This window comes from Haloarcula amylolytica (genome assembly GCF_049705545.1).
Taxonomy (GTDB): Archaea; Halobacteriota; Halobacteria; order Halobacteriales; family Haloarculaceae; genus Haloarcula; species Haloarcula amylolytica_B.
Window position 1 is genome coordinate 2262768 of sequence record NZ_JBNAMU010000001.1, and the last position, 22983, is coordinate 2285750.

General features: G+C 63.4%; 23 protein-coding genes. 10 read left to right on the forward strand and 13 right to left on the reverse strand.

The window, feature by feature from the left end; genetic code table 11:
• Positions 1-61: 61 nt before the first annotated feature.
• The 9 genes from ACOZ4H_RS11815 to ACOZ4H_RS11855 form a co-directional block, all read right to left on the reverse strand.
• Positions 62-778: a helix-turn-helix domain-containing protein gene (locus ACOZ4H_RS11815; protein WP_424329461.1), complete on the reverse strand. Its 717-nt coding sequence runs from the start codon at positions 776-778 to the stop codon at positions 62-64.
• Positions 779-820: 42 nt separating this feature from the next.
• Positions 821-1807 (reverse strand): amino acid ABC transporter permease, encoded by a 987-nt coding sequence (locus ACOZ4H_RS11820; RefSeq protein ID WP_424329462.1) that lies wholly within the window; start codon positions 1805-1807, stop codon positions 821-823.
• On the reverse strand, positions 1804-2556 hold the full coding sequence (locus ACOZ4H_RS11825) for an amino acid ABC transporter ATP-binding protein (protein ID WP_424329463.1): 753 nt from the start codon (positions 2554-2556) through the stop codon (positions 1804-1806). The genes ACOZ4H_RS11820 and ACOZ4H_RS11825 overlap by 4 nt, the downstream gene beginning before the upstream one ends.
• Positions 2553-3233, reverse strand: a complete 681-nt coding sequence (locus ACOZ4H_RS11830) for an amino acid ABC transporter permease (RefSeq protein WP_424329464.1) — start codon at positions 3231-3233, stop codon at positions 2553-2555. Before ACOZ4H_RS11830 ends, ACOZ4H_RS11825 begins: the two co-directional genes overlap by 4 nt.
• A gap of 4 nt (positions 3234-3237) precedes the next feature.
• On the reverse strand, positions 3238-4026 hold the full coding sequence (locus ACOZ4H_RS11835; RefSeq protein WP_424329465.1) for a basic amino acid ABC transporter substrate-binding protein: 789 nt from the start codon (positions 4024-4026) through the stop codon (positions 3238-3240).
• 59 nt (positions 4027-4085) lie between these two features.
• Positions 4086-5408, reverse strand: coding sequence for an aspartate aminotransferase family protein (locus tag ACOZ4H_RS11840; protein ID WP_424329466.1), 1323 nt, complete (start codon positions 5406-5408; stop codon positions 4086-4088).
• A gap of 94 nt (positions 5409-5502) precedes the next feature.
• The gene (gene rocF / locus ACOZ4H_RS11845) at positions 5503-6447 is read right to left on the reverse strand and encodes an arginase (RefSeq protein ID WP_424329467.1); all 945 of its coding nucleotides are present in this window, start codon (positions 6445-6447) and stop codon (positions 5503-5505) included.
• A 6-nt stretch (positions 6448-6453) separates the two neighbouring features.
• Positions 6454-7737, reverse strand: coding sequence for a glutamate dehydrogenase GdhB (gene gdhB / locus ACOZ4H_RS11850; protein ID WP_424329468.1), 1284 nt, complete (start codon positions 7735-7737; stop codon positions 6454-6456).
• 754 nt (positions 7738-8491) lie between these two features.
• Entirely contained in the window at positions 8492-9298 is an 807-nt protein-coding gene (locus ACOZ4H_RS11855; RefSeq protein ID WP_424329469.1) for an IclR family transcriptional regulator, read from the reverse strand.
• A gap of 544 nt (positions 9299-9842) precedes the next feature.
• Between ACOZ4H_RS11855 and ACOZ4H_RS11860 the strand changes: the two genes are divergently transcribed.
• From ACOZ4H_RS11860 to ACOZ4H_RS11895, 8 genes are all read left to right on the forward strand, one after another.
• The gene (locus ACOZ4H_RS11860) at positions 9843-10568 is read left to right on the forward strand and encodes a DUF7260 family protein (RefSeq protein WP_424329470.1); all 726 of its coding nucleotides are present in this window, start codon (positions 9843-9845) and stop codon (positions 10566-10568) included.
• A gap of 95 nt (positions 10569-10663) precedes the next feature.
• Positions 10664-11353 carry a YqjF family protein gene (locus ACOZ4H_RS11865; protein ID WP_424329471.1) on the forward strand — a complete coding sequence of 230 codons (690 nt, stop codon included), beginning with the start codon at positions 10664-10666 and terminating at the stop codon, positions 11351-11353.
• Between the two features lie 202 nt (positions 11354-11555).
• On the forward strand, positions 11556-12068 hold the full coding sequence (locus ACOZ4H_RS11870; RefSeq protein WP_424329472.1) for a plastocyanin/azurin family copper-binding protein: 513 nt from the start codon (positions 11556-11558) through the stop codon (positions 12066-12068).
• A 1-nt stretch (position 12069) separates the two neighbouring features.
• Positions 12070-14049 (forward strand): TAT-dependent nitrous-oxide reductase, encoded by a 1980-nt coding sequence (gene nosZ, locus ACOZ4H_RS11875; RefSeq protein WP_424329473.1) that lies wholly within the window; start codon positions 12070-12072, stop codon positions 14047-14049.
• 30 nt (positions 14050-14079) lie between these two features.
• Positions 14080-14880, forward strand: coding sequence for a hypothetical protein (locus tag ACOZ4H_RS11880; RefSeq protein WP_424329474.1), 801 nt, complete (start codon positions 14080-14082; stop codon positions 14878-14880).
• The gene (locus tag ACOZ4H_RS11885) at positions 14877-16262 is read left to right on the forward strand and encodes a right-handed parallel beta-helix repeat-containing protein (protein WP_424329475.1); all 1386 of its coding nucleotides are present in this window, start codon (positions 14877-14879) and stop codon (positions 16260-16262) included. The genes ACOZ4H_RS11880 and ACOZ4H_RS11885 overlap by 4 nt, the downstream gene beginning before the upstream one ends.
• Positions 16249-17250 (forward strand): ATP-binding cassette domain-containing protein, encoded by a 1002-nt coding sequence (locus tag ACOZ4H_RS11890; protein ID WP_424329476.1) that lies wholly within the window; start codon positions 16249-16251, stop codon positions 17248-17250. Before ACOZ4H_RS11885 ends, ACOZ4H_RS11890 begins: the two co-directional genes overlap by 14 nt.
• Positions 17247-18191: an ABC transporter permease gene (locus tag ACOZ4H_RS11895; RefSeq protein ID WP_424329477.1), complete on the forward strand. Its 945-nt coding sequence runs from the start codon at positions 17247-17249 to the stop codon at positions 18189-18191. Before ACOZ4H_RS11890 ends, ACOZ4H_RS11895 begins: the two co-directional genes overlap by 4 nt.
• An 8-nt stretch (positions 18192-18199) precedes the next feature.
• Here ACOZ4H_RS11895 and ACOZ4H_RS11900 read toward each other — a convergent pair whose 3' ends face one another.
• From ACOZ4H_RS11900 to ACOZ4H_RS11910, 3 genes are all read right to left on the reverse strand, one after another.
• Positions 18200-19096: a hypothetical protein gene (locus ACOZ4H_RS11900; RefSeq protein WP_424329478.1), complete on the reverse strand. Its 897-nt coding sequence runs from the start codon at positions 19094-19096 to the stop codon at positions 18200-18202.
• A gap of 39 nt (positions 19097-19135) precedes the next feature.
• Positions 19136-20233 carry a hypothetical protein gene (locus tag ACOZ4H_RS11905; RefSeq protein ID WP_424329479.1) on the reverse strand — a complete coding sequence of 366 codons (1098 nt, stop codon included), beginning with the start codon at positions 20231-20233 and terminating at the stop codon, positions 19136-19138.
• Between the two features lie 173 nt (positions 20234-20406).
• A complete protein-coding gene (locus ACOZ4H_RS11910; RefSeq protein ID WP_424329480.1) occupies positions 20407-21240 on the reverse strand; it encodes an MBL fold metallo-hydrolase in 834 nt (277 codons plus the stop codon).
• A gap of 113 nt (positions 21241-21353) precedes the next feature.
• Between ACOZ4H_RS11910 and ACOZ4H_RS11915 the strand changes: the two genes are divergently transcribed.
• On the forward strand, positions 21354-21803 hold the full coding sequence (locus tag ACOZ4H_RS11915) for a universal stress protein (protein ID WP_424329481.1): 450 nt from the start codon (positions 21354-21356) through the stop codon (positions 21801-21803).
• A gap of 113 nt (positions 21804-21916) precedes the next feature.
• On the opposite strand, the gene ACOZ4H_RS11920 is transcribed toward ACOZ4H_RS11915, so the two are convergent.
• Positions 21917-22315: a YlbF family regulator gene (locus tag ACOZ4H_RS11920; protein ID WP_424329482.1), complete on the reverse strand. Its 399-nt coding sequence runs from the start codon at positions 22313-22315 to the stop codon at positions 21917-21919.
• Positions 22316-22443: 128 nt separating this feature from the next.
• Here ACOZ4H_RS11920 and ACOZ4H_RS11925 point away from each other — a divergent pair, with 128 nt between their 5' ends.
• Positions 22444-22977 carry a hypothetical protein gene (locus ACOZ4H_RS11925; RefSeq protein ID WP_424329483.1) on the forward strand — a complete coding sequence of 178 codons (534 nt, stop codon included), beginning with the start codon at positions 22444-22446 and terminating at the stop codon, positions 22975-22977.
• The last annotated feature ends 6 nt before the right edge of the window (positions 22978-22983 follow it).

Below are 22983 nucleotides of genomic sequence, written 5' to 3' on the forward strand. Positions count from 1 at the left end.
TCATATACTGCTATACAGAATTTGGTTGATTCTCGGAACGAGTTTTGTTGTCCTGTTAGGGTTACTCAGGGTCCAGGAGTTTCGATTCAGCCGTTCGGAGATGCTCGAGGAGCGTCGTCTTCGAGATGTCCATCTGTGAGGCGAGTTCGCGAACCGAAATCCCGCGCGGCCACTGGTAGTAGCCTGCCTCGCGTGCCGCTTCGAAGGCACGCCGCTGGGCCGGCGTCAGCGAGTCGGTTCGCAGTTCACGCACGGAGCGTTCGGAGTCGCTGTCCGGCGTGACGATGGATTCGACCGACACGTCGGCATCGGCGGCAGCTTCGACAGAATCGAGTGCGGACCGGATTTCGGGCCGCTCTCCGGTGAAGCTCACCTGCCACCGCTCGCGACCGTCTTCGATACGGACGGGAGCGCTGTGGACGAACCCGTGTTCGAGTAGCGTCGGGCAGACCAACTCGTCCGGATCGTACTCTAATAGGAACTGTCTGACGACAGTCCCCGGCGCATCACGCTTGTGTCCGACACGTGCCTGAAGCTCCTGTATCTCCCCGGCGTGGGGCGACGCATGGATTGCGTCAAGGCAGTCCTCGACAGCCGACGTCGTTGCTCCATACGCTGTAAACACCCCGTTGACCGATGCTGTCGGCGACTGGCCGGTCTGTTGCACCGTGTGTGCCAGGATACCGCCATCGGTGCGGTCGGTTGCTTCGATAGCCCAACAGTTCGGATGCCACAGATCGAGTGTTAGCCGTGCTCCGGCGCTATCAGTGTGACTCATGGAATGTGCTGAAATGGTTGGTCGGTGACCGTGACAGAGCGGTCATTGTCTGGTGTGTCCGACACCGGCGGTTGCAGTGTGCGATTCGACACGGTCCATCAGTGCTGATGCCGATACGACCAGGGCCAGGTACAGTATCGCCACCAGCACAAAGAGTTCCGTATACTGGTACGTTTCGTTAGCGATGGTGCTTGTCCTGCCGTACAGTTCCTGCACAGTGATGAAGCTCGCCAGCGAGGAGTACTTGATGAGGTACACGAGTTCGTTCGTCCAGCTGGGAAGCGCGAGCCGGAGGCCCTGTGGAACGACGACGTACCGTATCCCTTCGAGCTTCGAGAGCCCGATCGCGCGTGCGGCAGTCAACTGCCCACCGTCGACTGATTCCAGCGACGCACGCAGGTATTCGGACTGGTAGGCGGCGCTGTTCAGCGTGAAACTGATGACAGCGACCCAGAACGCCTGCGCGGGAATGAATCCGACGCCGACCCCCGGGACGCCTCTGAGAACCTGCGTGAGTGAGGTCGCAAAGTAGAGGACGAACAACTGGGCGAGCAATGGCGTCCCGCGGATGAGTTCCGTGTACGACAGCGCGAACCACCGGGCCCACCGCCCTCCGTACACACGGACGACACTGAGCGGGAGCGCCAGCGTGAACCCGAGACAGACGCTGAAAACCGTCAGTAGCACCGTCGTCCAGACGCCGTGGGCCAGTGCCGGCAGGTACGCTGTTGCGTCACCAGCAAACTGGAGTGTGTCAGCGAGCCACAGCAGCGGCGCTCCGGCGGCACCGAGTGGCGCGGCGAACGAGGCGACGCTATCCGCTGTTGTCAGAAACGGGGCTGCCGGGACAAACGGCGTGCCGCGGTCGAGCCCGAATACCCCCGCGAGAACGAAATCAGTGGTCCAGCGGGCGAGAACCCAGACCCAGAACAGTGCCAGGCCCACGGTGAGCGGGCGGACAGTGAAGACCGTCCCGACGCGGTCACGGAGCCCCGGATTCGGCGACGTTGTCGATTCGGCCGTGCTCATGCCGTCTCCTCGTGTGCGTGCAGTCTGCTCAGGAACTGTTCGGTTCGGTCCGCTGTCGGGTTCTGGAACAGTTGCTCCGGCGGGCCGTGTTCGACGATTTCACCGTCGTCGAGGAACACGATGTCCGACGCGGCCGACCGGGCGAAATCCATCTCGTGGCTGACGACGAGCATCGTGATGCCCTCGGCGGCGAGGTCGCGCATCACCTCGACCACTTCGCCGACGAGTTCGGGGTCGAGCGCGCTGGTCGGCTCGTCGAACAGCAACAGTTCTGGATCCATCGCGAGTGCGCGCGCGATACCGACGCGCTGTTTCTGTCCGCCGGAGAGTTCAGCGGGGTAGGAGTCCGCCTGCTCCAGCAGTCCCACCTGTTCGAGATGGGTCCGTCCGGCTTCCTCAGCGTCGGCACCGTCCATGCCCAGCACTTTTTTCGGGCCGAGCGTGACGTTCTCGAGCGCCGTCAGATGCGCAAAGAGGTTGAAGTCCTGAAACACCATGCCGACTTGCTTGCGGAGTTCGTTGACGTCGGTGTCGGCTCCGGTCACGTCCTGCCCATCGAGGGCGATCCGGCCGCTGTTGATCTCCGTCAGTCGGTTCACACACCGGAGCAGCGTGGACTTGCCCGAACCGCTGGGGCCGATGAGGACCGTCACGTCGCCCTGGTCCATCTCGAGGCCAACGCCTTCCAGTACCTCTTCGCTCCCGTAGGATTTGTGCAGGTCGTCGATTGAGAGTAGTGGCTGTGTCATGTCGTTCCCTCCGGTACCGCGTAATAGTTACTGAGTCTGTCGAGCGACCGATTCGTCGCGAACGTCAGCACGAAGTAGACGAGGCTGACGACGAGGAATATCTCGAGCGCCGCGGTCGACTGCCCGCCCTCGTAGAGGTTCTGCCCCGTCGTCAGCAGTTCGCCGATGCCGATGACGATGGCGATGCTCGTGTCCTTGAGTACGATGGTAAACTCGTTCTGGAACCCCGGGACGCTCCGGCGGAGCGCCTGCGGGACGACGACATGTCGAATCGCTTCGAACCGGGACATTGCGACGGCGCGTGCTGCTTCCAGTTGCCCGTCGTCGACGCTCTGGAGCGCGCCGCGGAAGATCTGGGACTGGTAGGCGGCGCTCCGGAGACCAAGCGCGATGACCGCCGTGACGAACGCGCTACTGGAGATTGACAGGCCGAAGTACAGGATCATGATGATGACCAGTAACGGCGTGCCACGGAGGGCAACCCCGACCTGTTCGACCAGCCGCCGGGCCCTGTCCGAGCCGTACACCTCTACCGCACCGGCCGGGAATCCGACGGCGAATCCCAGGAGAATGCTGGCTGCGGTGAGTGCGATGGTGACGGCAGCACCGCCGAGCAAAAGCCCCAGGTTGTCGACGACGAACAGCCAGTCGGCGGTCTGAAGTAGGATTGCTGCCATGGCCTCACTTCTGTCCGAACCACTTCTCGGTCAGGTCCCGGTACGTCCCGTCGTCCTCAACTGCGGTCAGCCCGCTGTTGAGTGCACCCGCGAGTTCGTCGTTGCCGGACTGAATCCCGAAGCCGAACTGCTCGCCGGTCTCGTGGACGAACGCGGACTCGATGGGGCGGTCCGCCACGAAGGAGTTCGCGACGGGGACATCGATGATGATGACGTCGACGTTTTCGTTCAGCAGGTCCTCGACGGCGAGCACGTAGTTGCCGTACGCGTTGTAGTTAGACTCGGGAATCGTTCCCGCTTCGATGAGTTGGTCCTTGATGACTGATTCACCGGTCGTTCCCTTCTGTGCCCCGACTGTCGCCCCGGAGAGGTCGTCTAGAGATGACGGCGAGAACGACCCGCTCTCGCGGACGACGATGGCCTGGTTCGAACTGTAGTACGGGTCGGAGAAGTCGATCGCTTCGTCGCGGTCGTCGTTGATCGTCATGCCCGCCGCGACGACGTCGACGTTGCCGTTGTTCAGCGCCGGGATGAGGGATTTGAACTCCAGTTCCTCCCACCCGCTCAGTTCGTACTCCGACGCCGCGATGACGGCTTCAAGCAACTCGACGTCGAAGCCGACGAGTTCGCCGTCCTGTTTCATCTCAAACGGCGGAAAGCCCGGCGCTGTCCCCGCAGTGAGCGTCTGTGAGTCGCCGCTGTCCGACTGACAGCCGGCGACTGACAGCGTCGCGACAGTACCACCGATTGCCTGTAGATACCTCCGTCTGTCTACGTTTGCCACTCGTGGCATAGTCCCACAGTCGAATCAGTCATATTTTAACATTTCGGTTACCGCAGAAGTCGCGACGGTCAGGCCGACGCGACAGCGCCTGCAACCTCGGTAAACACCGTATCGAGGATGTCGAGACAGAGTTCCAGTTCGCGCTCGGTGACGTCGAGCGGCGGGAGGAGTCGGAGAGATTTCTGGCCACAGCCGAGCGTGAGAAGGCCGTGCTGAAGCGCGGTTTCCATCACGGCGTCGCGGCGGTCAGCCGTATCGAACTCCAGGGCAGTCATCAGGCCGAGGCCGCGCACGTCCTCGACCAACGGACGGTCGGCCGAGATATCGCGAAGTCGATCAATGAAGTACGTCCCCTTCTCGGCGGCGTTGTCCAGCAGATCGTGGTCCTCGATAGCGGCGAGTGTCAGGGCACCACGCATCGAGCCCAGGATGTCGCCGGCGCCCCACGTCGAGGAGAGCCGCGACGTTTCGGACGGGAAAATGTCCGACCGGGAGACGGTCGCGCCGACCCGGAGCGCTTTCGCGCTCGTGATGACGTCCGGCTCGATGTCGTAGTGGTCGACGGCCCACATCTCGCCCGTTCGACCGACCCCCGATTGGATTTCGTCGGCGATGATCGGGATGTCGTGCTCCCTGCAGAGATCGTCGACGGCCGAGAGGAACTCGGGGCTCGGGACGTGATAGCCGCCTTCGCCCTGTATCGGCTCCAGGATCAGGAATGCGACTTCCTCGGGCGGGATGTGGCCGGTATCTGCATCAAGCTTCTCCCGGAGGCGCGCGACGCCGGCCTCGGAGTACTCGATGTCGTGAATCCCACTGAGTTCGGGGAACTTCCGGCGGTAGACGGACTTCGAACGGTTCAGCGAGAGCGCCCCCAGAGTTCGGCCGTGGAACGCGCCGTCAAAGGTAATGCCGTACTTCGGCGTCTCGCAGTTGTCGTAGCAGATCTTCATCGCGTTCTCGACGGCCTCTGCGCCGGAGTTCGAGAGGAAGACGGTGTCGAAGCCGTATTGACTTGTGATCTCGGTCAGTTTGTCCATCAGGTGGGCGGGACCGGGCAACGACGTTTCGTCGGGCGAGCCGCCGGTGCTAACGTAGAAGTCCTGGCCGGCGATTTTCAGCGGGTCGACCATGTCGAACTCGTCGGCCCGGTCGAGGATTTTCGGGTTGTTGTATCCGAGCGGCGACGCGGCGACGTGGCTGGTAAAATCGAGCAGGACGTTACCGTCCGCGTCGGTACAGAACGGACCGATTGCGTCCGCAGTGATGTCCCAGACGAAATCGTACACGTACGTGCTCGGCGCGGCGGTCTCGTGGTGATACTCGACCCACTCGCTGCTCTGTGGGCCGGGCAAGGTGTCGACACGCGGCTCTGCAGTATCGCGGTCCATGCTAGCATGTTTGCAATCACCAGTAATAAATCACTGTGTTCCGAGGCCGAGCGACGGTCATACCCCGGTTCGCTTGCCGCAGTTCCAAGCCGGATTACAGAATCCGCTTGCCGAACGCGCTCGCGGCGAGTTCGGCCGCCCGTTCGCCCGTCTCGTTACGCTGGTCGAGGATGGGGTTGACCTCGACGACATCGAGCGAGCGCAGCACGGATTCGGCGGCGTCGCGGTCGGCGACCCGTTCCATCGCAGTGTGTGCCTCCCGGTACGTGACACCGCCCGGGACCGGTGTCCCGACCCCCGGCGCGTCGTCCGGGTCGAGCCAGTCCAAATCGAGGCTGACGTGGATGTCGTCGACGCCGTCGGTCGCGATGTCGAGTGCCTCCTCGGTTACGGGGCCGATACCCCGCTTGTCGATGTCGGCCATGGTAAAGACGGTTATCTCGCTCTCCCGGAGAACCGCTCGCTCGTCGGCGTCGAGGCTGCGCGCCCCGACGATGACGGTGTTCTCCGCGGCGACGTTCGGGGCGGTGGCCCACGGTATCTCGGCGAAGTCACCGTAGCCGTGGGCGGCCGCGAGCGGCATGCCATGGACGTTGCCGCTGGGCGAACTGGTCGGGGTGTTGTAGTCGCCGTGGGCGTCGAACCAGACGACGCCGATTTCGGCCGCCCGGGCCGCGCCGCGCATGGTGCCCATCGCGATAGAGTGGTCACCTCCCAGCACGAGCGGGACACTCCCGTCGGCGATTTCGGTCGCCACCCGACCGGCGAGCGTCTCGGTCATTTCGGCGATGGCGTCGAGGTACTTCGCACCGGCGTCGGGTGGCGCCGACTGGGTCCGTAGCGTCGGCAGTGATAGGTCACCAACGTCGGTGTAGTCGACGCCGGCCGTATCGAGCGCGGCACTGAGGCCGCCGTAGCGAATCGCCGACGGTCCCATGTCGACGCCGAACCGGTCAGCGCCGAGGTCGAACGGGACACCGAGTACCGCGACGGGTGACGCGGATCTGTGGTCTCGCGAGTGGGTGGATTGCAGCGACATCCGTTGCTACGGCCATAGCCCGCGGGCGTTCATAGCGTCACCGATTCGCGAGAGCGCGACGATGTATGCGGCCGTTCGCCACGTGACACCGCGGTCCTCCACCTCGGCTCGAAGCGCGTCCCAGGCGTCAAGCATCTCGGTTTCGAGTTCGTCGTTGACTTCCTCGCGGGACCAACTCCGTCGGTTGATGTGCTGAAGCCATTCGAAATAGCTCGCGGTGACGCCACCGGCGTTGGCGAGGATGTCCGGGATGACTGGGATGTCGCGCTCTTCGAACACCGTATCGGCTGCCGTCGTTGTCGGGCCGTTCGCCCCTTCGACAATGATGCTCGCCTGCACGTCCGCCGCATTGTCCCGGGTCAGGACGTTGCCGACCGCTGCAGGGATGAGGATATCGACATCGAGTTCCAGCAGTTCGGCGTTGGATAGCTGACGTGGTGCGTCAACATCCTCTAGCTGGCCGTGCTCGTCGCTGTCAGTGGGAATCGATGCAACATCGAGACCGGACTCGTCGTAAATGCCGCCGTCGACATCGCTGACAGCGACGACGGAGCCGCCCCAGGCGTCGAGGAGGCGTGCAGCGTTCGCGCCCACAGCGCCAAAGCCCTGCACGGCCACAGTGGCTCCCGCAATGCTCCCGCCGTAGTAGTCGAGCGCTTCCCGGGCGACGATAGCGACGCTCCGGCCGGGTGCTTCCTCACGACCGTGTGTCCCGCCGACGGCCGTCGGTTTCCCGGTTACGATGCCGGGGACCGTCTCGCCCTCTTGCATCGAATACGCGTCCATGAACCAGGCGACAGTCTGTTCGTCGGTCCCCATATCGGGTGCGGGGATGTCCTTCGTCGGCCCGACGACCTCGCGTAGCTCTTCGGCGAACCGACGGGTCAGTTGCTCGATCTCCTGTGCGTTGAGCGTCGACGGATCGACGACGATCCCGCCCTTTGCGCCGCCGAAGGGAAGGTCCATCACCGCACACTTCCACGTCATCAACATCGCCAGTGCCGTACACTCCTCGGCGGAGACGCTGGGGTGGTATCGCATGCCGCCCTTGTACGGCCCTCTGACCTCGAAGTGCTGGACGCGATAGCCGTTGAACACCTCGACGCTCCCGTCGGTTCGGCGGATCGGCACAGACACCTCGACGGTTTTCGATGGATGGCGAAGCTGTTCAAGCAGCCCCTCGGAGAGATCGAGGTGTTCGGCCGCCCGCTCGAGTTGGTAGCGGGCAGTCTCGATTGGCGATTCGTCCTCGTCCGGCGCTTGCTCTGTCGGCTCCTTGTGTGTGCTCATGATTTGCTGATGGATTCGGCTGTCGGTGCCGTTGCGTACGCCCATTCGCGTCGGGATGGGATCGCACTGGGCCGGTACGCAGAGTGGTTCGGCACGCGGCTTCCGTAGTGACTGTCAGCATCCGACGGCTGGAGTGAGACAGTGTATCCGCACAGATACCGGTATTGTTAATAAATATTTGGGAGTGTCTGTGGGGCGGATGGTTTGAACATAACAAACTAGCCATTAATCCCATGGAACCGTCTTATTAGGTCCGAGGTGTGTGGATGACGGTCCGTGCGCCGGATAATCCACAAATTCTGATTTGATACTATCAATGCGGTATGAGGCATACTGTACAGGTGAAAGCGAGTCTGTTGGTTCAGAACGTGACGTAAGAACACTGTACTGTGGTCTGGCCAACGAAAGCCACCAGTCGGTGTTTCGACTGTCTCAAATGAGGCCGCGGTAACACAGCAGCGGGGCCCTATACGGGGACAGATCTGCGGCTACACCCGACAGCCACGCAGTGACCCGTTGTAGACTGTCTGCACGGGCGGCTATCGGGGCCGGCGGGCTATCGTAGCTCCTCTGCTAACGATGGTACGACTGTTATTGTTGCTCGCTCAGCGGACCGCTCGCTCCGGATGAACGTCACAGTAGCGCAGCCGCGATTTGAGCTATCCAAATGTCGAAGCTGTCGACAAGCTGGCTGTGCGCAGTCGTTGTTTAGTGGTCGCCGCCGATACATGGCGGCGGGTCTGTCGCGCCCCTGTCACGTGCCGCGATCAAACGAGGTCATTTCGAGATTGACTTCGATCAGATTCGCGGCCTCCATCACCATCTCGGGGATTTCGGTGTCGAAGCGGTCACCCTTCAGGCGGCTGGTCGGTGCCGTCACACTGACCGCGCCGACGACGCTCCCATCGTTGTCCAGAATCGGCGCTCCGACCGCCCGGAGGCCCCGGATCTCTTCCTCGTCGTTCGTCGCGTACCCCCGGTCCTGGATGGTTTCTAGCTCTTCGCGAAGTGCCGCTCGGTCGGTGATCGTGTGCTGTGTCTGGCTTGAGAGGCCCTCCCGGTCGATTATTTCGTCGACGCGCTCGGCCGGGAGACACGCGAGGATCGCCTTCCCCGAAGCGCTGTCGTGGAGGTGCTGTGGGGCCTCCCGCAACTGGAGGTGATAGTCCATCCCGACGGCGTGTTCGCCTCGCCGCTCGTAGATGGCGACCTCGCGGCCGTCGTTTTCGACGACCAGGTGGACGTACTCGCCGGACTTGTCCGCCAGTTTGTCCACTTCCTCCTGTCCGGCGGTGTAGAGCTCGGTCTCGTTGCGAACGTGTTCACCCATGGTGACGAACCGGAAGCCGAGCTGGTACGTGTCGTCGTCCTTCGTGAGAAATCCGCAGTCGGTCAGCGTTGCCAGATACGTGTGAAGCGTTCCTTGTGAAAGCTCGATTCGCTGGCTCAGTTCCTGCAACGTCACACTGTTTGACTGCTGGACGACCTCGATAATCTCACAGGCGTTCTCCACGGACTGTATCCGGCGGCCCGTGTTTTGTGTGTCGGCGTCGTCGGTCATTGTCCAAGTAGAGTTGCCGTCGTTATTTAAAAAACCCGGATGTGGGCTATGAACGGCCGGAACAACCAGATCGTCTCCCGACCGGCGGAGGGCGACGACCAGCGGTCCTGGGTTGTCCCGGGTAGCCGTCCGCAGAATTGCCAACCGACCGACAACGATCATGTACTCTGTGTGTCAGCCCTCGAAAAACCTCTCCTCGGAAAATGTAGCCACAAATATGGGCAATTTAGTCACACAAATACCAAAGTGGAAGTATTAGCTGGATTATATACGTGTAAATCTCGATAATTACGTATAATCGAATGTAACTTCCGAAAGCAGCTCTAAATATTTCGTATTTAGGTCAGTTTTTCAGACATCGATATAGATGGTGGTATCAATGTCCGTTTACCGGTGCTGAGACTATCGGTCGAGGTGAAACCGCCCGACGAGTTGCGGGAGTAGAAGTACCTGGAACGGCAGGGTATATAAATAGCCCTCCAGAACACAGCGGTGTTGTCCGGTAACTAAAACACTTATTGTTGTTACCGGACGATACACTAGCATGTCAACGACGCCTGCGCAGGACGGCACGCAGTGGTTCCTGCATACATGGCGAGACCACATTCTCGAGCCGGTAGAGACGGCTCTCACCGTGCTTGACGTGGAGCATACGGAGCTTGCGGCCGAGCAAAGTGGTCTCGAAGACTTTCTTCAGCGCCTACGTGCCGTCGATCCCGCCGGACAGCCCTCCTCCCCCGTCGGCGCGCGAAGCCGACAATCCGTCTCCGATCCCGTCGAAGCGTTGCGGGACGCCTACGCTGATACGGTCCTCGCTGTCGACCACTACGAGTCAGTGTACGACGAATCGCTGGTCGAGAACGTGGCCATCGAGTTCGGTCCGGACTACGCGGCGCTGTTCCATCCTGAGACAAACGTCAGCTTTTCGCCGCCGCTCAAACGCTCGCTGGTGGCCGCGGCAGAGCAAGCAATCGACGAACGAGCCTCGCTGGACCGCGCTGTCAGAATCGAGCAGGAGTCGATGCAGGAGTACCGAGGGCGCCTCGAAGAAATCATCGATACGCTCGATAGCACAGTCGTGCCCGAGTGGTATCGCGAGACGTTCCAGAACGACGTCACAACGCTCCTGGAAGACCGCCAAGACCAACTACATTCCAGCGTTCATCGGTTCGAGACACACGAGTTCTGCACGTACATGTACGAAGAACAGCTCTGGACGTATCCGGTGTTGACCAGTCTCGCGAGGTTACAGGAGTCCGTGGACACCTGAGCTACTGGAAGCGGCACTAGTTCCTGCACGCGGGCGTGTGTCTGTCCGACGCTTCCAACAGGAGACTCTTTTCGCTACGGCGCGAAACCCATCGTATGGTCCTCCCCCTGGAGATGGGCTGGCGGCAGTTGCTGTTCGAGAACTGGCCGGTCGACCCCGAACTGATGGACGCCCATCTCCCGGCGTCGCTCGACGCCGACCGCTACGACGGGTCGGCGTGGCTCTCGGTCGTTCCGTTCACCAACGTCGCCGTCCGGCCGAAGGGATTCCCCCGGTCGCTCGGCGTTCGGCTTCCGGAGATCAACGTCCGGACGTACGTCACCCGCGACGGCGTCCCCAGCGTCTACTTCTTCAGCCTCGACGCACAGGGGCTGGCAAGCGTCGTCGGCGCGCGCCTGTTTCACCACCTCCCGTACTACTACGCCCGTATCTCCCTGCGGTTTCGCGACGGGCGCGTACAGTTCGACAGCCGACGGCGGCATCCCGGGGCACGTCCCGGCGTGTACGAGGCGACGTACTGGCCGACGGACGACCCGTTCATCGCCACCGCGGATTCGCTGGCCGAATTCCTGGTCGAACGCTACCGTTTCTACACCGAGGCCCCGGACGGGTCGCTCCGGTACACCGACGTGAGCCACGACACCTGGACGCTATACCCGGCGTCGGCGACCGTCGAGACCGATACGTTGCTGCGAGCCGACGGGTTCGCCCGTCCCGACGATGACCCTGTGTGCTACTATAGCCCCGGGGTAGACGTTGTCGCATCCCGGAGCAAGCCGATGTGAGCCACCCCTCTTCGAGGCCTGAACCGGACACTTCCGACTCACCTGGTCAGGCAGCTCGACAGTCGGTGGATTCCGACGGAATACCGGTATGAATTCTCGGTACACTATTTAACGGCGAACATGTTCGCCCGGCTTCCTGCGAAATGGGAGTACGGTTCCCTATATATACAGGTTGGTCTTCGAGTTGCATCCGTGAGCTACCATGGAAACGCGTAGAACATTCGTGCGCGGTCTGGGCCTCGCGGCTGGAGTCGCGCTGGCTGGCTGTTCGTCGAGCGGCGAGTCCGATAGTAGTGGTGATGGCGACTCCAGCAGTGGCGGTGACGGGTCAGACGGCGGCGACACCGAGTCCAGTGACGGCGGGAGCGGGTCCGAGTGGACCGAGACAAGCACCGTCGAAATGACGGACGGGCTGGCATACGAGCCGAAGAAAATCCAGGTCGAGGCGGGCACGACGGTCACATTCGAGAACGTCGGCAGCATCGGCCACACGGTGACAGCCTACGAGGGCAAGATTCCCGACGGCGCGGACTACTTCGCGTCCGGCGGGTTCGACTCCCAGCAAGCCGCGAAAGACGGCTACAGCAACGGACAGGAGGGCAACATCCCGAAAGGCGAGAGCTACGAGGTCACGCTGGAGACGACGGGGACGTACGAGTACTACTGCATCCCCCACGAGATGAACGGGATGGTCGGCACAATCAAGGTGGTCTGATATGAGCAAGAACGAAACCCCACGCGATCCGAACGAAGTCCTTGAAGAGTACGAAGAAACCCTCGACTCGGTCCTGGCGGAAGTCGAGTCCCCGGACGAAGCGGCTGAAGACGACGGCCTCTCGCTGGGACTGCCCGGCCTCTCGCTCGGTCGCCGCGACTTCATGAAGGCCGGCGTCGCTGCCGGTGCGATGGGGTCGGTGGCCGGCTGTTCGGCGCTGACCGGCGGCGATGGCAGCGCCGGCAGCCAGTCGACGCCATCGGGCAGCGGCGCGAGCCACACCGTCGAACCCGGCGAACACGACGAGTACTACGGCTTCTGGTCCGGCGGCCACTCAGGCGAACTGCGGGTCATCGGCATCCCGTCGATGCGGGAGCTCACCCGCATCCCGGTGTTCAACACCGACTGTGCGTCGGGCTATGGCTTCACCGATGGGACCCAGGAACTGCTCGAAGAAGGCGGTGGCTACAGCTGGGGTGACAACCACCACCCGAACCTCTCGGAGACGGATGGCGACTACGACGGCGAGTACCTGTACGTCAACGACAAGGCCAACGGCCGCATCGCCCGCGTGAATCTCACGTACTTCGAAACGGACGCCATCACGGACGTCCCGAACATGCAGGCCATCCACGGCTGTTGTGTCCTCTCGCCGGACACGAAGTACGTGCTTGGCAACGGCGAGTTCCGCGCGCCGCTCCCGAACGACGGGACCGACGTGAAGAACCCGGACAACTACACGTCGCTGTTCGTCGCCGTCGACCCCGAGTCGATGGAGACTCAGTGGCAGGTCAAGGTCGACGGTAATCTCGACATCGTCGACACCGGCAAAGAGGGTCGGTGGGCCATCTCCTCGGCGTACAACAGCGAGGAGGCCACCGACATCCAGGGCATGACGAAAGACGACCGGGACAACGTCAAGGCGTTCGACATTCCGGCCATCGAGCAGGCCGTCGAGAACGGCAACTACGAGGAGGTCAACGGCATTCCCGTCGTCGACGGCACGCAGGGCAGTTCGCTCAACCAGGGCGACCGTCCCATCGTGAAGTACATTCCGACGCCGAAAAGCCCCCACTGTGTCGAGGTCGGCCCGAACGGCGACTACGCCTTCGTCGCGGGGAAGCTCTCGCCGACGGTGACGATGATCGACCTGAACGCGCTGGCCGATTCCTCCGACCCCGAGGATGTCGTCGCCGGGCGACCACGCGTCGGACTCGGCCCGCTGCACACTACCTTCGACGGCAACGGACACGCCTACACGTCGCTGTTCATCGACTCACAGGCCGTCAAGTGGGACATCGAGGCGGCCGTCGAGGCCGAAGAGGGGTCCGAGGACCCCATCATCGAGAAGCAGGACGTCCACTACAACCCCGGGCACATCCAGGCCCTTGAGGCGATGACGACCGACCCAGACGGGGAGTGGCTCGTCAGCCTCAACAAGCTCTCCAAGGACCGGTTCCTCCCGGTCGGCCCGATCATGCCCGACAACGACCAGCTCATCCACATCGGCCAGGGCGAGGAGGAGATGGAACTGGTCGCGGACCACCCGGCCTACCCCGAGCCACACGACTGCGTGTTCGCCCACAAGGACAAGATCGACGCCAAGAAGGTGTACGACAAGGACGACTACGAGGAGACCTACATCACCGAGGAGGACTCCGGCGTCGAGCGCACGGGCGAGAACAGCGTCCACGTCAAAATGACGACCAAGCGCTCGGAGTTCGGCCTGCCGGACTTCACGGTCCAGGAGGGCGACGAGGTGAAACTCTCCACGACCAACATCGAGGGCGTGCAGGACATCATCCACGGCGTCGCCATCCCCGAGCACGACATCAACTACGCCGTGGCCCCACAGGACACCCGTGAGGTCACGTTCACGGCTGACGACCCCGGGGTGTACTGGATCTACTGCACGTACTTCTGTAGCGCCCTGCACCTGGAGATGCGCAGCCGGATGATCGTCGAACCGGCGGAGGGGTAGCGCTACAGCCCATCTCGGAGGTGTCCAGCCATGCAACGACCCACTTTCGACGACTTCCGCGAGATTCGACGGGGCCTCCCCGTGGTAGCGGCGCTGCTGTTCGTCGCGGCGCTCGCGTTCCCGATGTGGCACATCAGCGTCGACGCGGTCCAGTATCCGAGCACGACGCTTCACGTCTCCCTGTACGCCTACCCCCACCTGACTGGGGATTTCATCGAGATGGCGCGGCTGAACCACTACGTCGGGTTCTACTTCCCCGACCCGGTGTTAGTCGAGCCCAACTTCCCCGTTGAGGAGAACGCCATCGACGTGCCCGAGTGGGCGCTCGGGCCCGTTGCGTTCATCGGCGTGTCACTGCTGTCGGTGTTCGTCGCCGTCGCACCGACTACCGAGAAGCTCAAGCGCGGCCTGAAATACCAGTTCGGCGGCACCGTGCTGGTGTTCACCGTGATGCTGGCCGATATCCAGTACCGGCTCTGGCAGGCCGGCCACACGCTCGATCCCGGTGCGCCGGTGATGGGCGTCGACGGCTTCACGCCGCCGCTGTGGGGCCAGTATCAGGTCGCCAACATCACCAGCGTTTCCCGGTTCGGCCTCGGCGCGTACATGGCCGCCACGGCTGCTGGGCTGCTCGCAGTCGCGTACTACTACCGTGACGAGTCAGCCACGTTCGACGAACTCCCGACCCGACTACGCGACGGACTTCGGGATCTCCCCGACGCTGTACGGGACCGCCTCGGCCGTGACGGCGACACCGACGACGATGAGGACGCCCCGCACCGCCCGACGACCACCGCAGCCGAACCTGACCAACCCGAAACCCACTCATGAGCCCACTGTCCCACGATTTCGAGCGTGCGTTCGCCATCGGTACCGCAGTCCTGCTCGTGCTGTCGGTCGTGGCTGTCGGGATGGCCAGCGCCGGCCCGACCGGCAGCGACGACCTCGCCTTTGACCCCGACGTGCCCGACACCGAGTCGTTCACCGCCCCGTCGGCCGACGGCACCGCAACGATCGACGGCGAGACGTACGGCAGCGCGCAGGCGGCAGTCGACGCGGCGGACCCCGGCGATACCGTCACGCTTGACGGTCGCTTCGATGAAACTCTCGTCGTGACGACGCCGAACGTCACGCTGGCCGGGAGCGGTCCCGGGTCGGCGCTGCTGCACGGCGACGGCGAGGGCGACGTCCTCGCCATCGAAGCCCAGGGCGTTACCGTGGCGGACCTCTGGGTCCGCAACAGCGGCTACAGCACCGCGACGAACGACGCCGCGGTATTCGTCAACGCCAGCGATGTCACTGTCCGTAACAGCCGCGTGACCGACATGACCTTCGGCATCTGGCTCGACGGCGTCGACGACGCCGAGGTCCGCAACAACACCATCGTCGGCCGCGAAGAGATAACGCAGTTGACCAAGCGGGGCAACGGCGTCCAGATCTGGAAGACCGAAGACAGCGTCATCCGGAACAACGACATCACCACCGTCCGGGACGGACTCTACTTCAACTGGGCGAAAGACGTCAACGCCAGCGAGAACACGATGTGGGACCTCCGGTACGGGGTCCACTACATGTACTCGGACGACTCACACCTGCGGAACAACACCGCTTTCGACAACGACGTCGGGTACGCGCTGATGGTGTCGAAACACCTCGACATCGAGGACAACGTCGCGGTGAACAACAGCGGGCAGTCCGGCCACGGCATTCTGGTCAAGAGCATCGACGACACGGATATCCGCGGTAACCACCTCGTCGACAACGAGAACGGGCTGTTCGTCTACAACTCCGTCAGCAACCGCATCGTCGGCAACCTCGTCGTCGGCAACGACGTCGGCGTCCACATCGCCGCCGGCAGCACCGACGGCACCGTGACAGAGAACAGTTTCATCCGCAACAACAGGCCGGTGCTCGCGGTGATGAGCGACCAGGTCCACTGGAACGAGAGCGTCGGGAACTACTGGTCCCGGGCGAACCCGACGGACGTTGACGACGACGGCGTCGGCGACACCCGCTACCAGCCGGCCGGGACCGTCCAGCAGGTGACTGCCGAAAAGCCCGCCGCGCGAGTGTTCGCCAGCAGCCCGGCCTTCGACGCCGTTCGGCTGGCCGAGTCGTCCGTTCCGGTCGTCCAGTCGCCCGGCGTCGTCGATGCCCGCCCGCTCACCGAACCACCCCACGAGAACTGGAGGAGCTACTATGAACGTGATTGAAGTCGACGGTGTATCGAAAGCGTACGGCGATGTGCAGGCGCTTGACGGACTGAGTCTGTCTGTCGAACAGGGGGCCACCCTCGGCGTGTTCGGCACGAACGGGGCCGGCAAAACGACGCTGTTCAAACTGCTGGTCGGGCTGAACCGACCGGACGACGGCAGCGTCTCCGTCGCCGGCGCGGACCCGACCGACGGGACCGCCGTCCGCGAGCGAGTGCGCTATCTCCCCGAGCATGCCGGCTTCCCGCCGAGCCTGACCGGCCGCGAGGTACTCCGGTTCCACGCCCGGATGCGGTCGGTGCCCCGGGAAGACCGGGCACACCACGTCGAGCGCATCCTGCACACCGTCGGACTCGCGGACGCCGCGGACCGACGCGTCGGCGGCTACTCAAACGGGATGAACAGGCGGCTCGGACTCGGCACGGCACTCGTCGGCGAGCCGGCCGTGCTGATACTCGACGAACCGACCGCGGGGCTCGACCCCGACGGCATCCGGGCGTTCCACGAGGTCGTGGAATCCCTGGCGGCCGAGACCGACGTGACTATCGTCTTCTCCTCGCACGCGCTCGGAGAGATTCAGCGGCTCTGCTCGGAGGCAGTCATCGTCGCCGACGGACAGGTGGCGACTGCGGGACCGGTCGAAGAGCTTCGCCGCGCTGCCGCCGACGAGGTGACGGTGTCGCTGTCCCTCGCGTCCGAGGCGGCTGCGAGCGACGCGGCGACCGACCTCGGGGACCACGAGGCAGTGTCCAGCGTCAGCCGCTCCGGCGCGGAGGTGACAGCACGGACTACGCCGACCGACGCCTACGACCTGCTGACCGCCGTCGGTGAGGGGTACGACATCGACCGCTTCGAGGTCCGCGAACCCGGCCTCGAAGCCGCGTTCCACGAGGCCGTCGGGGCGGACGACGGCGATGATCCCGGCTCCGACAGCACAGCGGCGGCTGCGGAGGCGGCGACCGAGGACTCGGGAGGTGAGCCGGCATGAGCGAGGGCGACTCCTCGACAGATCCGACCCCGGACGGCGGCGTCGTTTCGGTCGACGCTCCGGCTACCCGGTTGCACGACGGCGGAACCGAGGGAAGTACGGCCACGGACGCTGCCGACGAATCGGCGCTCGCCCGGCTTGCCGACAGCAGTCTGCTCACCATCGCTCGTCGAGAGTACCGGCTGGCCGTGCGGAGCCGGTGGGCGCTCGGCGTGGCGCTGCTGTTCGGTCTCTTCACCACCGCGGTTGTCCAGTTCGGCGCGAGTTCGGTCGGCCCGGGTCGCTTCGATGCGGTGATCGCGACTATCGCCGAACTCGGCGTTTACCTCGTGCCGCTGACCGCACTGGCGGTCGGCTACGACGCCATCGTCGGGGCGGACGAGCGCGGGTCGCTCGAACTCATGCTCGCGCTCCCGGTGACGAAAGGCCGTGTCGTCGTCGGGACTGCCATCGGCCGGGCGGCGGTGCTGTCCGGCGCGATGTTGCTGGGCTTCGTTCCCGGCGCGCTGTTGACCGTCCGCTACATCGGTCTCGGCAGCGTCGGGCAGTACGCCGCCGTCGCCCTCGCAGCGGTCCTGACAGCCTGTGCGATGCTCGGCGTGGCGGTGCTGGTCTCGACAGTCGCACGGACGAAAACCCACGCGCTCGGTGCGGCGCTGGCCATCTGGCTGTGGGTCGCGCTGTTGCACGACCTGGTCGCACTGGGGGCAGTCGCAGGGTTCGACCTCGGCTCCGGCGCGATCGCCGCGGCGATACTGCTCAACCCCGTGGACTGCTTCCGCGTGCTCGCGCTCTCGCAGGTGGACGTGGTCGCCGGCGGCTTCGGCAGCGTGCTGGCACAGGCCGGGCTGACCGTGCCGATGGTCGCCGCGGCGCTCGCGGCGTGGGTCGTCGTGCCCGTCGGCGTCGCTGCCAAACTCATCCAACGGCGGCGTCTCTGAAAACGGTTTTAGACCGACTGCAGCGCCGTTTCTTCGGGCTCCTCGAACAGGGAGGCGACCTGTTTCGTCGTCTCGGTGCGCTCGTGGGCGTTTTCCAGAAGCACGGTCTCGCTGGGGAACAACTGCTCGCCGAGTTCGAGGCCGTGTTCGCGCGCAGTCGACCCCGTGACGGTGAGGTAGACGCCGAGGCCGGTCGCCGCGATGTCTTCTTCCTCTTCGCCCCCCTCCGTGGGATACGTAAAGGAGACGCCATCGAGCGCGCTAGTTCCGAGAACGGCTTCGACGAGTCGCTCGTACCGCGGTGAGATGCAGAGTTCGCCCTCGTAATTGGTGACGAAGGCCCGGTCGAGGGGGCCGTCCTGTGAATCCAGGACTTCCGGCGTCGCGAGCAGCGTGTGGTATACCGTATCTCCCAGCCCGGTCACGACCCGCACGTCAGTATCCAGCGGGTCGATACGGTCGTTGATCTCGTGGATAGCGGTCAGCGGCTCGTCACGTAACTGGACGACCTCTTCGAGAACGAGGTCGGCGCTGTCGAACCCGAGCGCGAACTCGTGGGTCCGGAGTGCCCGGAACGGCTCCTCGCGACCGACCAGTTGCACGTCGCCGTGTTCGGTCGGGACGGTGACGCTGTCGAAGACGATCCGCCGGGGCATCCCGTCGCGGTCGTCCCGCAGCAGCGTGTATTCCGGCCTGGAGGGCTCTTCGAGTGAGGAGTAGTCGCTGATGCGATGGTACACGTCGGCGACCGCGTCCTGTGTGCCCTTGGTGACGGCCTTCTCGTAGCGAAGCGTCGAGATGATCTCGTCGGCCAGGTCGGTGGTTCCCGTGCGCCCGGCGAGTCGCTCCAGCACTGCCTCGAGAGGCCGGCCCTTGCGCGGAACGGCCACTCTCGTCGTCGTCATTATGCAGGCACAGACGGGGGACCGGTAAAACGAGTTCGGTTAGTCGCCGCCGCCGATAACCGACGACAGCTGTTCGCGCCACTCCTGGAGCTCTTCGATCTCCGATTCGGTTTCCTCGAGCCGGTCAGCGAGTTCGCCTTCGCCGATCTCCTCGCGGACGGCCTCGATGTCGTCTTCGAGGTCGTCAAGCTGTCCTTCGACACCCTCGACTTCCTCGGAAAGTTCGTCGACCTGGTCGGAGGCGGCGGTGGCTGTCTCCGTCGCCGACTGGACCTCGTCTTCGAACCCGCTCAGGGACTCTTCGAAGGAATCGAGACGCTCGCTGAACTCCTGAATCATGTCCGCTCCGGTACCGTTCTCCTCGAGGAACTCCTCGAGGGCGTCGGTGTATGCACGGAGGTCCGCGATATCGCTCTGGATGCGCTGAATCCGAGCGTCGTTGACGCCACCGGTGTCGTTACCGTCCTCGGAGACAGCGTCGAGCGCGCGTTTGAGGAGTTTCACGTCCTCGGGGGAGACGTTCTGCTCGCGGATCTCCTGTGCCATCGTCGCGACCACAGCGCCGGATTGTACCTCGGAGTCCGCCGGGGCGGCGTTGCTCTCTTCCGGGGCTTCGACACCTGCATCCGGGTTGTTCGGGTCCGAAAGGTCCAGCGTCTCAATGTCCTCGTCGTCATCGTCTTCGAGACCGGGAACGCTGTCGGCGTCACCGGCGATGACGTTCCGAACGGCGTCGTCGCCGCCCCCGACGAGGTCTTCCTCGTCCTCGTCCAGGGGCGGGTCCACGTTCTCGATCTCGGGTTCCGTCAGGAACTTCTCGACGTCGTCGGTTCCCGTCGCACGGATACCGTAGACGGTTGTGTAGTCGGCTTCGGGCTCTAGTTCCTTCTCGAAGGCGATCCGGTCCTCGTTGATGTCCCAGTACTCGCTGCCGTACTCGGGGTGGAAGCCGAGGTCCTCGACTGCCACGTCTTCCGGGACGGTGTCGACCAGTCTGACTGTCACCGGGACGGACCGACGCGAAGTGAGATTGAACGCAATCGCGGGCACAGGGAACTCGTCCGCCTCGAACCGTTTGGTCACTGTCACGCCGTCCGAGGCGACAGTGATTTCGTCGTAGGCTTGCGAATTGCTCATGGTCTGTATGGTCTCAGCAATAGTATTAAAGGTACGTACCTGACCAACATTTACGACTTTTTTCTATTTGCTATTGGTTAATATAATCCGGGAGAAATAGGCTCAGTAACAGGAACAGGGCGTGAGCCGTGAAGGATGAACAGATCGTACGCGTGGCGCTGTCCCGGCCGTTCTCAGTCGAGGTCGTAGCGATCGCCGATTTCAACGATTGAGAGCGTCGACGGATACGCGAAGCTGTTGGCGTGGTTGTGCAGGACGGTCGGCTCAGTCGTCATCCCCTTCCACATGTCCCAGTGGGACGGGACGAGGGTGTCCAGTTGGAGTTCGTTCGCGGCTTCGATGATCATGTTCTCGTCGTTGTACCACTGCGTTCGCGTGGGCTCGCCGGTCTCCTTGTCGTCGATCATCCCGACGGTCCCGAACGCGAGGACGCCGACGTCGATATCGTAGCGCTCGCCGACGGTTTCGAACTCGCCGGGGCGGGCGTCGCCGCCGTGGAAGAACGTGCCGGATTCGTGTTCGAACACGTACGACACCGGATGCTCGGCGTCGGGATCGTTGGCCGGTTCGACGTGGACGGTCAAATCGCCGATTTCGAGCGTGTCACCCTCCGTGACTTCGTGCAGTTGGTCGTCGGTGACGCTGTAGTTCTCCAGCCACGCCTCCTCGCGGATGACGTCGTGACCGCTGTCGGTCGTGTAATAGTCCGCGCCCGTGCCAGCGAGAATCGGGGCCTGTGACGGTCCGTGGACGTGGTCAGTGTGTTCGTGGGTGCCCAGAACCGCGTCGCACTCGGTGATGTCCTCGGGGTTGAACGGCACCGGGACCATCCGCACGGTCCGTGGGGGGTCACCCGTACCGAGATACGGGTCGATGAAGACGGTCGCCCCGCCGCTCGATTTCACGATGAAGCCGTTACAGCCCAGATACCAGATCGCCAGCCCGTCAGGCGTCGCCGACTCCACCGCACGCGGGAGCCAGTCTTCCCAATCAGATTCGACTGTCATGCCGGGAGATGCCACGCCCGGTCGCTAAGATGTTTCGAAGACGCCAGGTCGTCTCCCGTTGTCTGAGAACGAGGCCCTCGGTTTATTTCCCAACTGAGAGAAATACCACCTGTATGTACGATCACATCCTCCTCGCCTCAGATGGAACAGAGGCATCGACTAACGCCGAGTCCCACGCGATTGCCCTCGCAGCGGAACACGGTGCGGCCCTCCACGCGCTGTATGTCGTCGACGAAGACGTGTACACGGCCTACAGCGGCGACGAATACGTAGACGAATCGGAGGGGCCAGAGCACGGCCTCGAAGAGACCGGACAGGAGACGCTGGCCCGGATACAGGCCGACGCGGAGGCGTCCGGCGTCGACGTGACGACGACCCTGAAACACGGACGGCCGGCCGAATCCATCATCGAAACCGCCGACGAGGCGGACGTCGATTTGCTCGTGCTCGGGACGAAGCGGCGGCCGGCGGAGTACCGGAGTCTCCTCGGCAGTATCACGGACAAAGTGCTCAGACTGACCGAACGACCAGCCGTGGTGGTGAAAACCGAAGTGGAAGGGTGATAGCAGAGTCGGTAGAGCCATGCCGCTAACGGACCACGACTGTCAGCGCCATCGGTGCTCCTGATCTGCTGATTCGGAGTCAGTGAAAACGCGACCGTGACAAATACCGGTCTTCAGTCCTCGCAGCAACCGCCGGCTTTCTGGCCGAAGTCGACGGCCAGTTCCTCGGAGACGATCTCGTTGAGTTCCTGCAGGCGCAGTTCGAGTTCGTTCTGGGCCTCCAGATAGTCACTCATCACCGGGATGTCGTGGAGTTCCTCCTGCTTCTGTTGGACCTTCCGAAGGTCCTCCTGGGAGGCGTTGCCGGTCTGGCGGGCAAGCATGAACTCCTCGCGGATCTGCTCGAACTCCTGGATGGCCTCCTGGGCCTCGTCGTGGTTTTCGACGGCGTCTTTCGTCTCCTTGAATCGCTGGTACACCGGCAGCTCGGCGATCGCTTCGCCGAACTCTGTAGCGAGCGCCTCGACGTGGTCACCGTCGATATCAGCGGCGGTATCGGTCTCGATGCTCATCACCGTGCGATATGGACTCGGGCGGTATAGGCCTGCCGAAACCGGGTATGCTCCGGACGGGACTGGATCGGTGAGAGCGGCACCCGACAGGTCCGGAGCTTCAAGTTCCCTCGCCGAGTCGACGGTCCATGCAACTGTTCGAGGGAATCGCTGCCATCCTCGCGATATTTCTCTATATCCTCATACTGGCGGTGCTGTCGCTTGGTATCCTGTTCGGCATCGCGGTGATAATGGGTGTCGTCGGGTCGGTACTCTCGATTCCGCTCCTGTACGTCCTGCCGGACGTACGCCGGTTCCTTCTCCTCGCGTCCGGGGGCGTGCCCGACGACCAGACACCGCCGTGGCGCGTCGCCTTCCGACCCCGGTACCTCCTCCTGTCGATGGTCTTCGGCGTCAGCTACGGAGTCGTCTTCCTGCTCCTGTTCGTTCCGTTCCGCGAACTGAGAGTGGTCCACACCAGCGTCGGCCCCGTCCCACTGCTTCTTGGCATCCCGCTGTCGTTCGTCGTGCTGGCGGTTACGCTGGCGTTCGGGATCCAGCGGACGACGACTGCCTGGAGCGGAACGACCGACAGCCGCTCGGTACTACTCCAGTGGACCGTGTTCATCACCGTCGTCGTGGCGATCGGAACCGCCGTTCCGGTGGTAGCAACGAAACTCTAGCCGGGA

Excerpts from the sequence above, each read along its gene's own strand:
- ACOZ4H_RS11815 (WP_424329461.1), bottom strand. The coding sequence starts at position 778 with ATGAGTCACACTGATAGCGCCGGAGCACGGCTAACACTCGATCTGTGG.
- ACOZ4H_RS11820 (WP_424329462.1), bottom strand. The coding sequence starts at position 1,807 with ATGAGCACGGCCGAATCGACAACGTCGCCGAATCCGGGGCTCCGTGAC.
- ACOZ4H_RS11825 (WP_424329463.1), bottom strand. The coding sequence starts at position 2,556 with ATGACACAGCCACTACTCTCAATCGACGACCTGCACAAATCCTACGGG.
- ACOZ4H_RS11830 (WP_424329464.1), bottom strand. The coding sequence starts at position 3,233 with ATGGCAGCAATCCTACTTCAGACCGCCGACTGGCTGTTCGTCGTCGAC.
- ACOZ4H_RS11835 (WP_424329465.1), bottom strand. The coding sequence starts at position 4,026 with ATGCCACGAGTGGCAAACGTAGACAGACGGAGGTATCTACAGGCAATC.
- ACOZ4H_RS11840 (WP_424329466.1), bottom strand. The coding sequence starts at position 5,408 with ATGGACCGCGATACTGCAGAGCCGCGTGTCGACACCTTGCCCGGCCCA.
- rocF (WP_424329467.1), bottom strand. The coding sequence starts at position 6,447 with ATGTCGCTGCAATCCACCCACTCGCGAGACCACAGATCCGCGTCACCC.
- gdhB (WP_424329468.1), bottom strand. The coding sequence starts at position 7,737 with ATGAGCACACACAAGGAGCCGACAGAGCAAGCGCCGGACGAGGACGAA.
- ACOZ4H_RS11855 (WP_424329469.1), bottom strand. The coding sequence starts at position 9,298 with ATGACCGACGACGCCGACACACAAAACACGGGCCGCCGGATACAGTCC.
- ACOZ4H_RS11860 (WP_424329470.1), top strand. The coding sequence starts at position 9,843 with ATGTCAACGACGCCTGCGCAGGACGGCACGCAGTGGTTCCTGCATACA.
- ACOZ4H_RS11865 (WP_424329471.1), top strand. The coding sequence starts at position 10,664 with ATGGTCCTCCCCCTGGAGATGGGCTGGCGGCAGTTGCTGTTCGAGAAC.
- ACOZ4H_RS11870 (WP_424329472.1), top strand. The coding sequence starts at position 11,556 with ATGGAAACGCGTAGAACATTCGTGCGCGGTCTGGGCCTCGCGGCTGGA.
- nosZ (WP_424329473.1), top strand. The coding sequence starts at position 12,070 with ATGAGCAAGAACGAAACCCCACGCGATCCGAACGAAGTCCTTGAAGAG.
- ACOZ4H_RS11880 (WP_424329474.1), top strand. The coding sequence starts at position 14,080 with ATGCAACGACCCACTTTCGACGACTTCCGCGAGATTCGACGGGGCCTC.
- ACOZ4H_RS11885 (WP_424329475.1), top strand. The coding sequence starts at position 14,877 with ATGAGCCCACTGTCCCACGATTTCGAGCGTGCGTTCGCCATCGGTACC.
- ACOZ4H_RS11890 (WP_424329476.1), top strand. The coding sequence starts at position 16,249 with ATGAACGTGATTGAAGTCGACGGTGTATCGAAAGCGTACGGCGATGTG.
- ACOZ4H_RS11895 (WP_424329477.1), top strand. The coding sequence starts at position 17,247 with ATGAGCGAGGGCGACTCCTCGACAGATCCGACCCCGGACGGCGGCGTC.
- ACOZ4H_RS11900 (WP_424329478.1), bottom strand. The coding sequence starts at position 19,096 with ATGACGACGACGAGAGTGGCCGTTCCGCGCAAGGGCCGGCCTCTCGAG.
- ACOZ4H_RS11905 (WP_424329479.1), bottom strand. The coding sequence starts at position 20,233 with ATGAGCAATTCGCAAGCCTACGACGAAATCACTGTCGCCTCGGACGGC.
- ACOZ4H_RS11910 (WP_424329480.1), bottom strand. The coding sequence starts at position 21,240 with ATGACAGTCGAATCTGATTGGGAAGACTGGCTCCCGCGTGCGGTGGAG.
- ACOZ4H_RS11915 (WP_424329481.1), top strand. The coding sequence starts at position 21,354 with ATGTACGATCACATCCTCCTCGCCTCAGATGGAACAGAGGCATCGACT.
- ACOZ4H_RS11920 (WP_424329482.1), bottom strand. The coding sequence starts at position 22,315 with ATGAGCATCGAGACCGATACCGCCGCTGATATCGACGGTGACCACGTC.
- ACOZ4H_RS11925 (WP_424329483.1), top strand. The coding sequence starts at position 22,444 with ATGCAACTGTTCGAGGGAATCGCTGCCATCCTCGCGATATTTCTCTAT.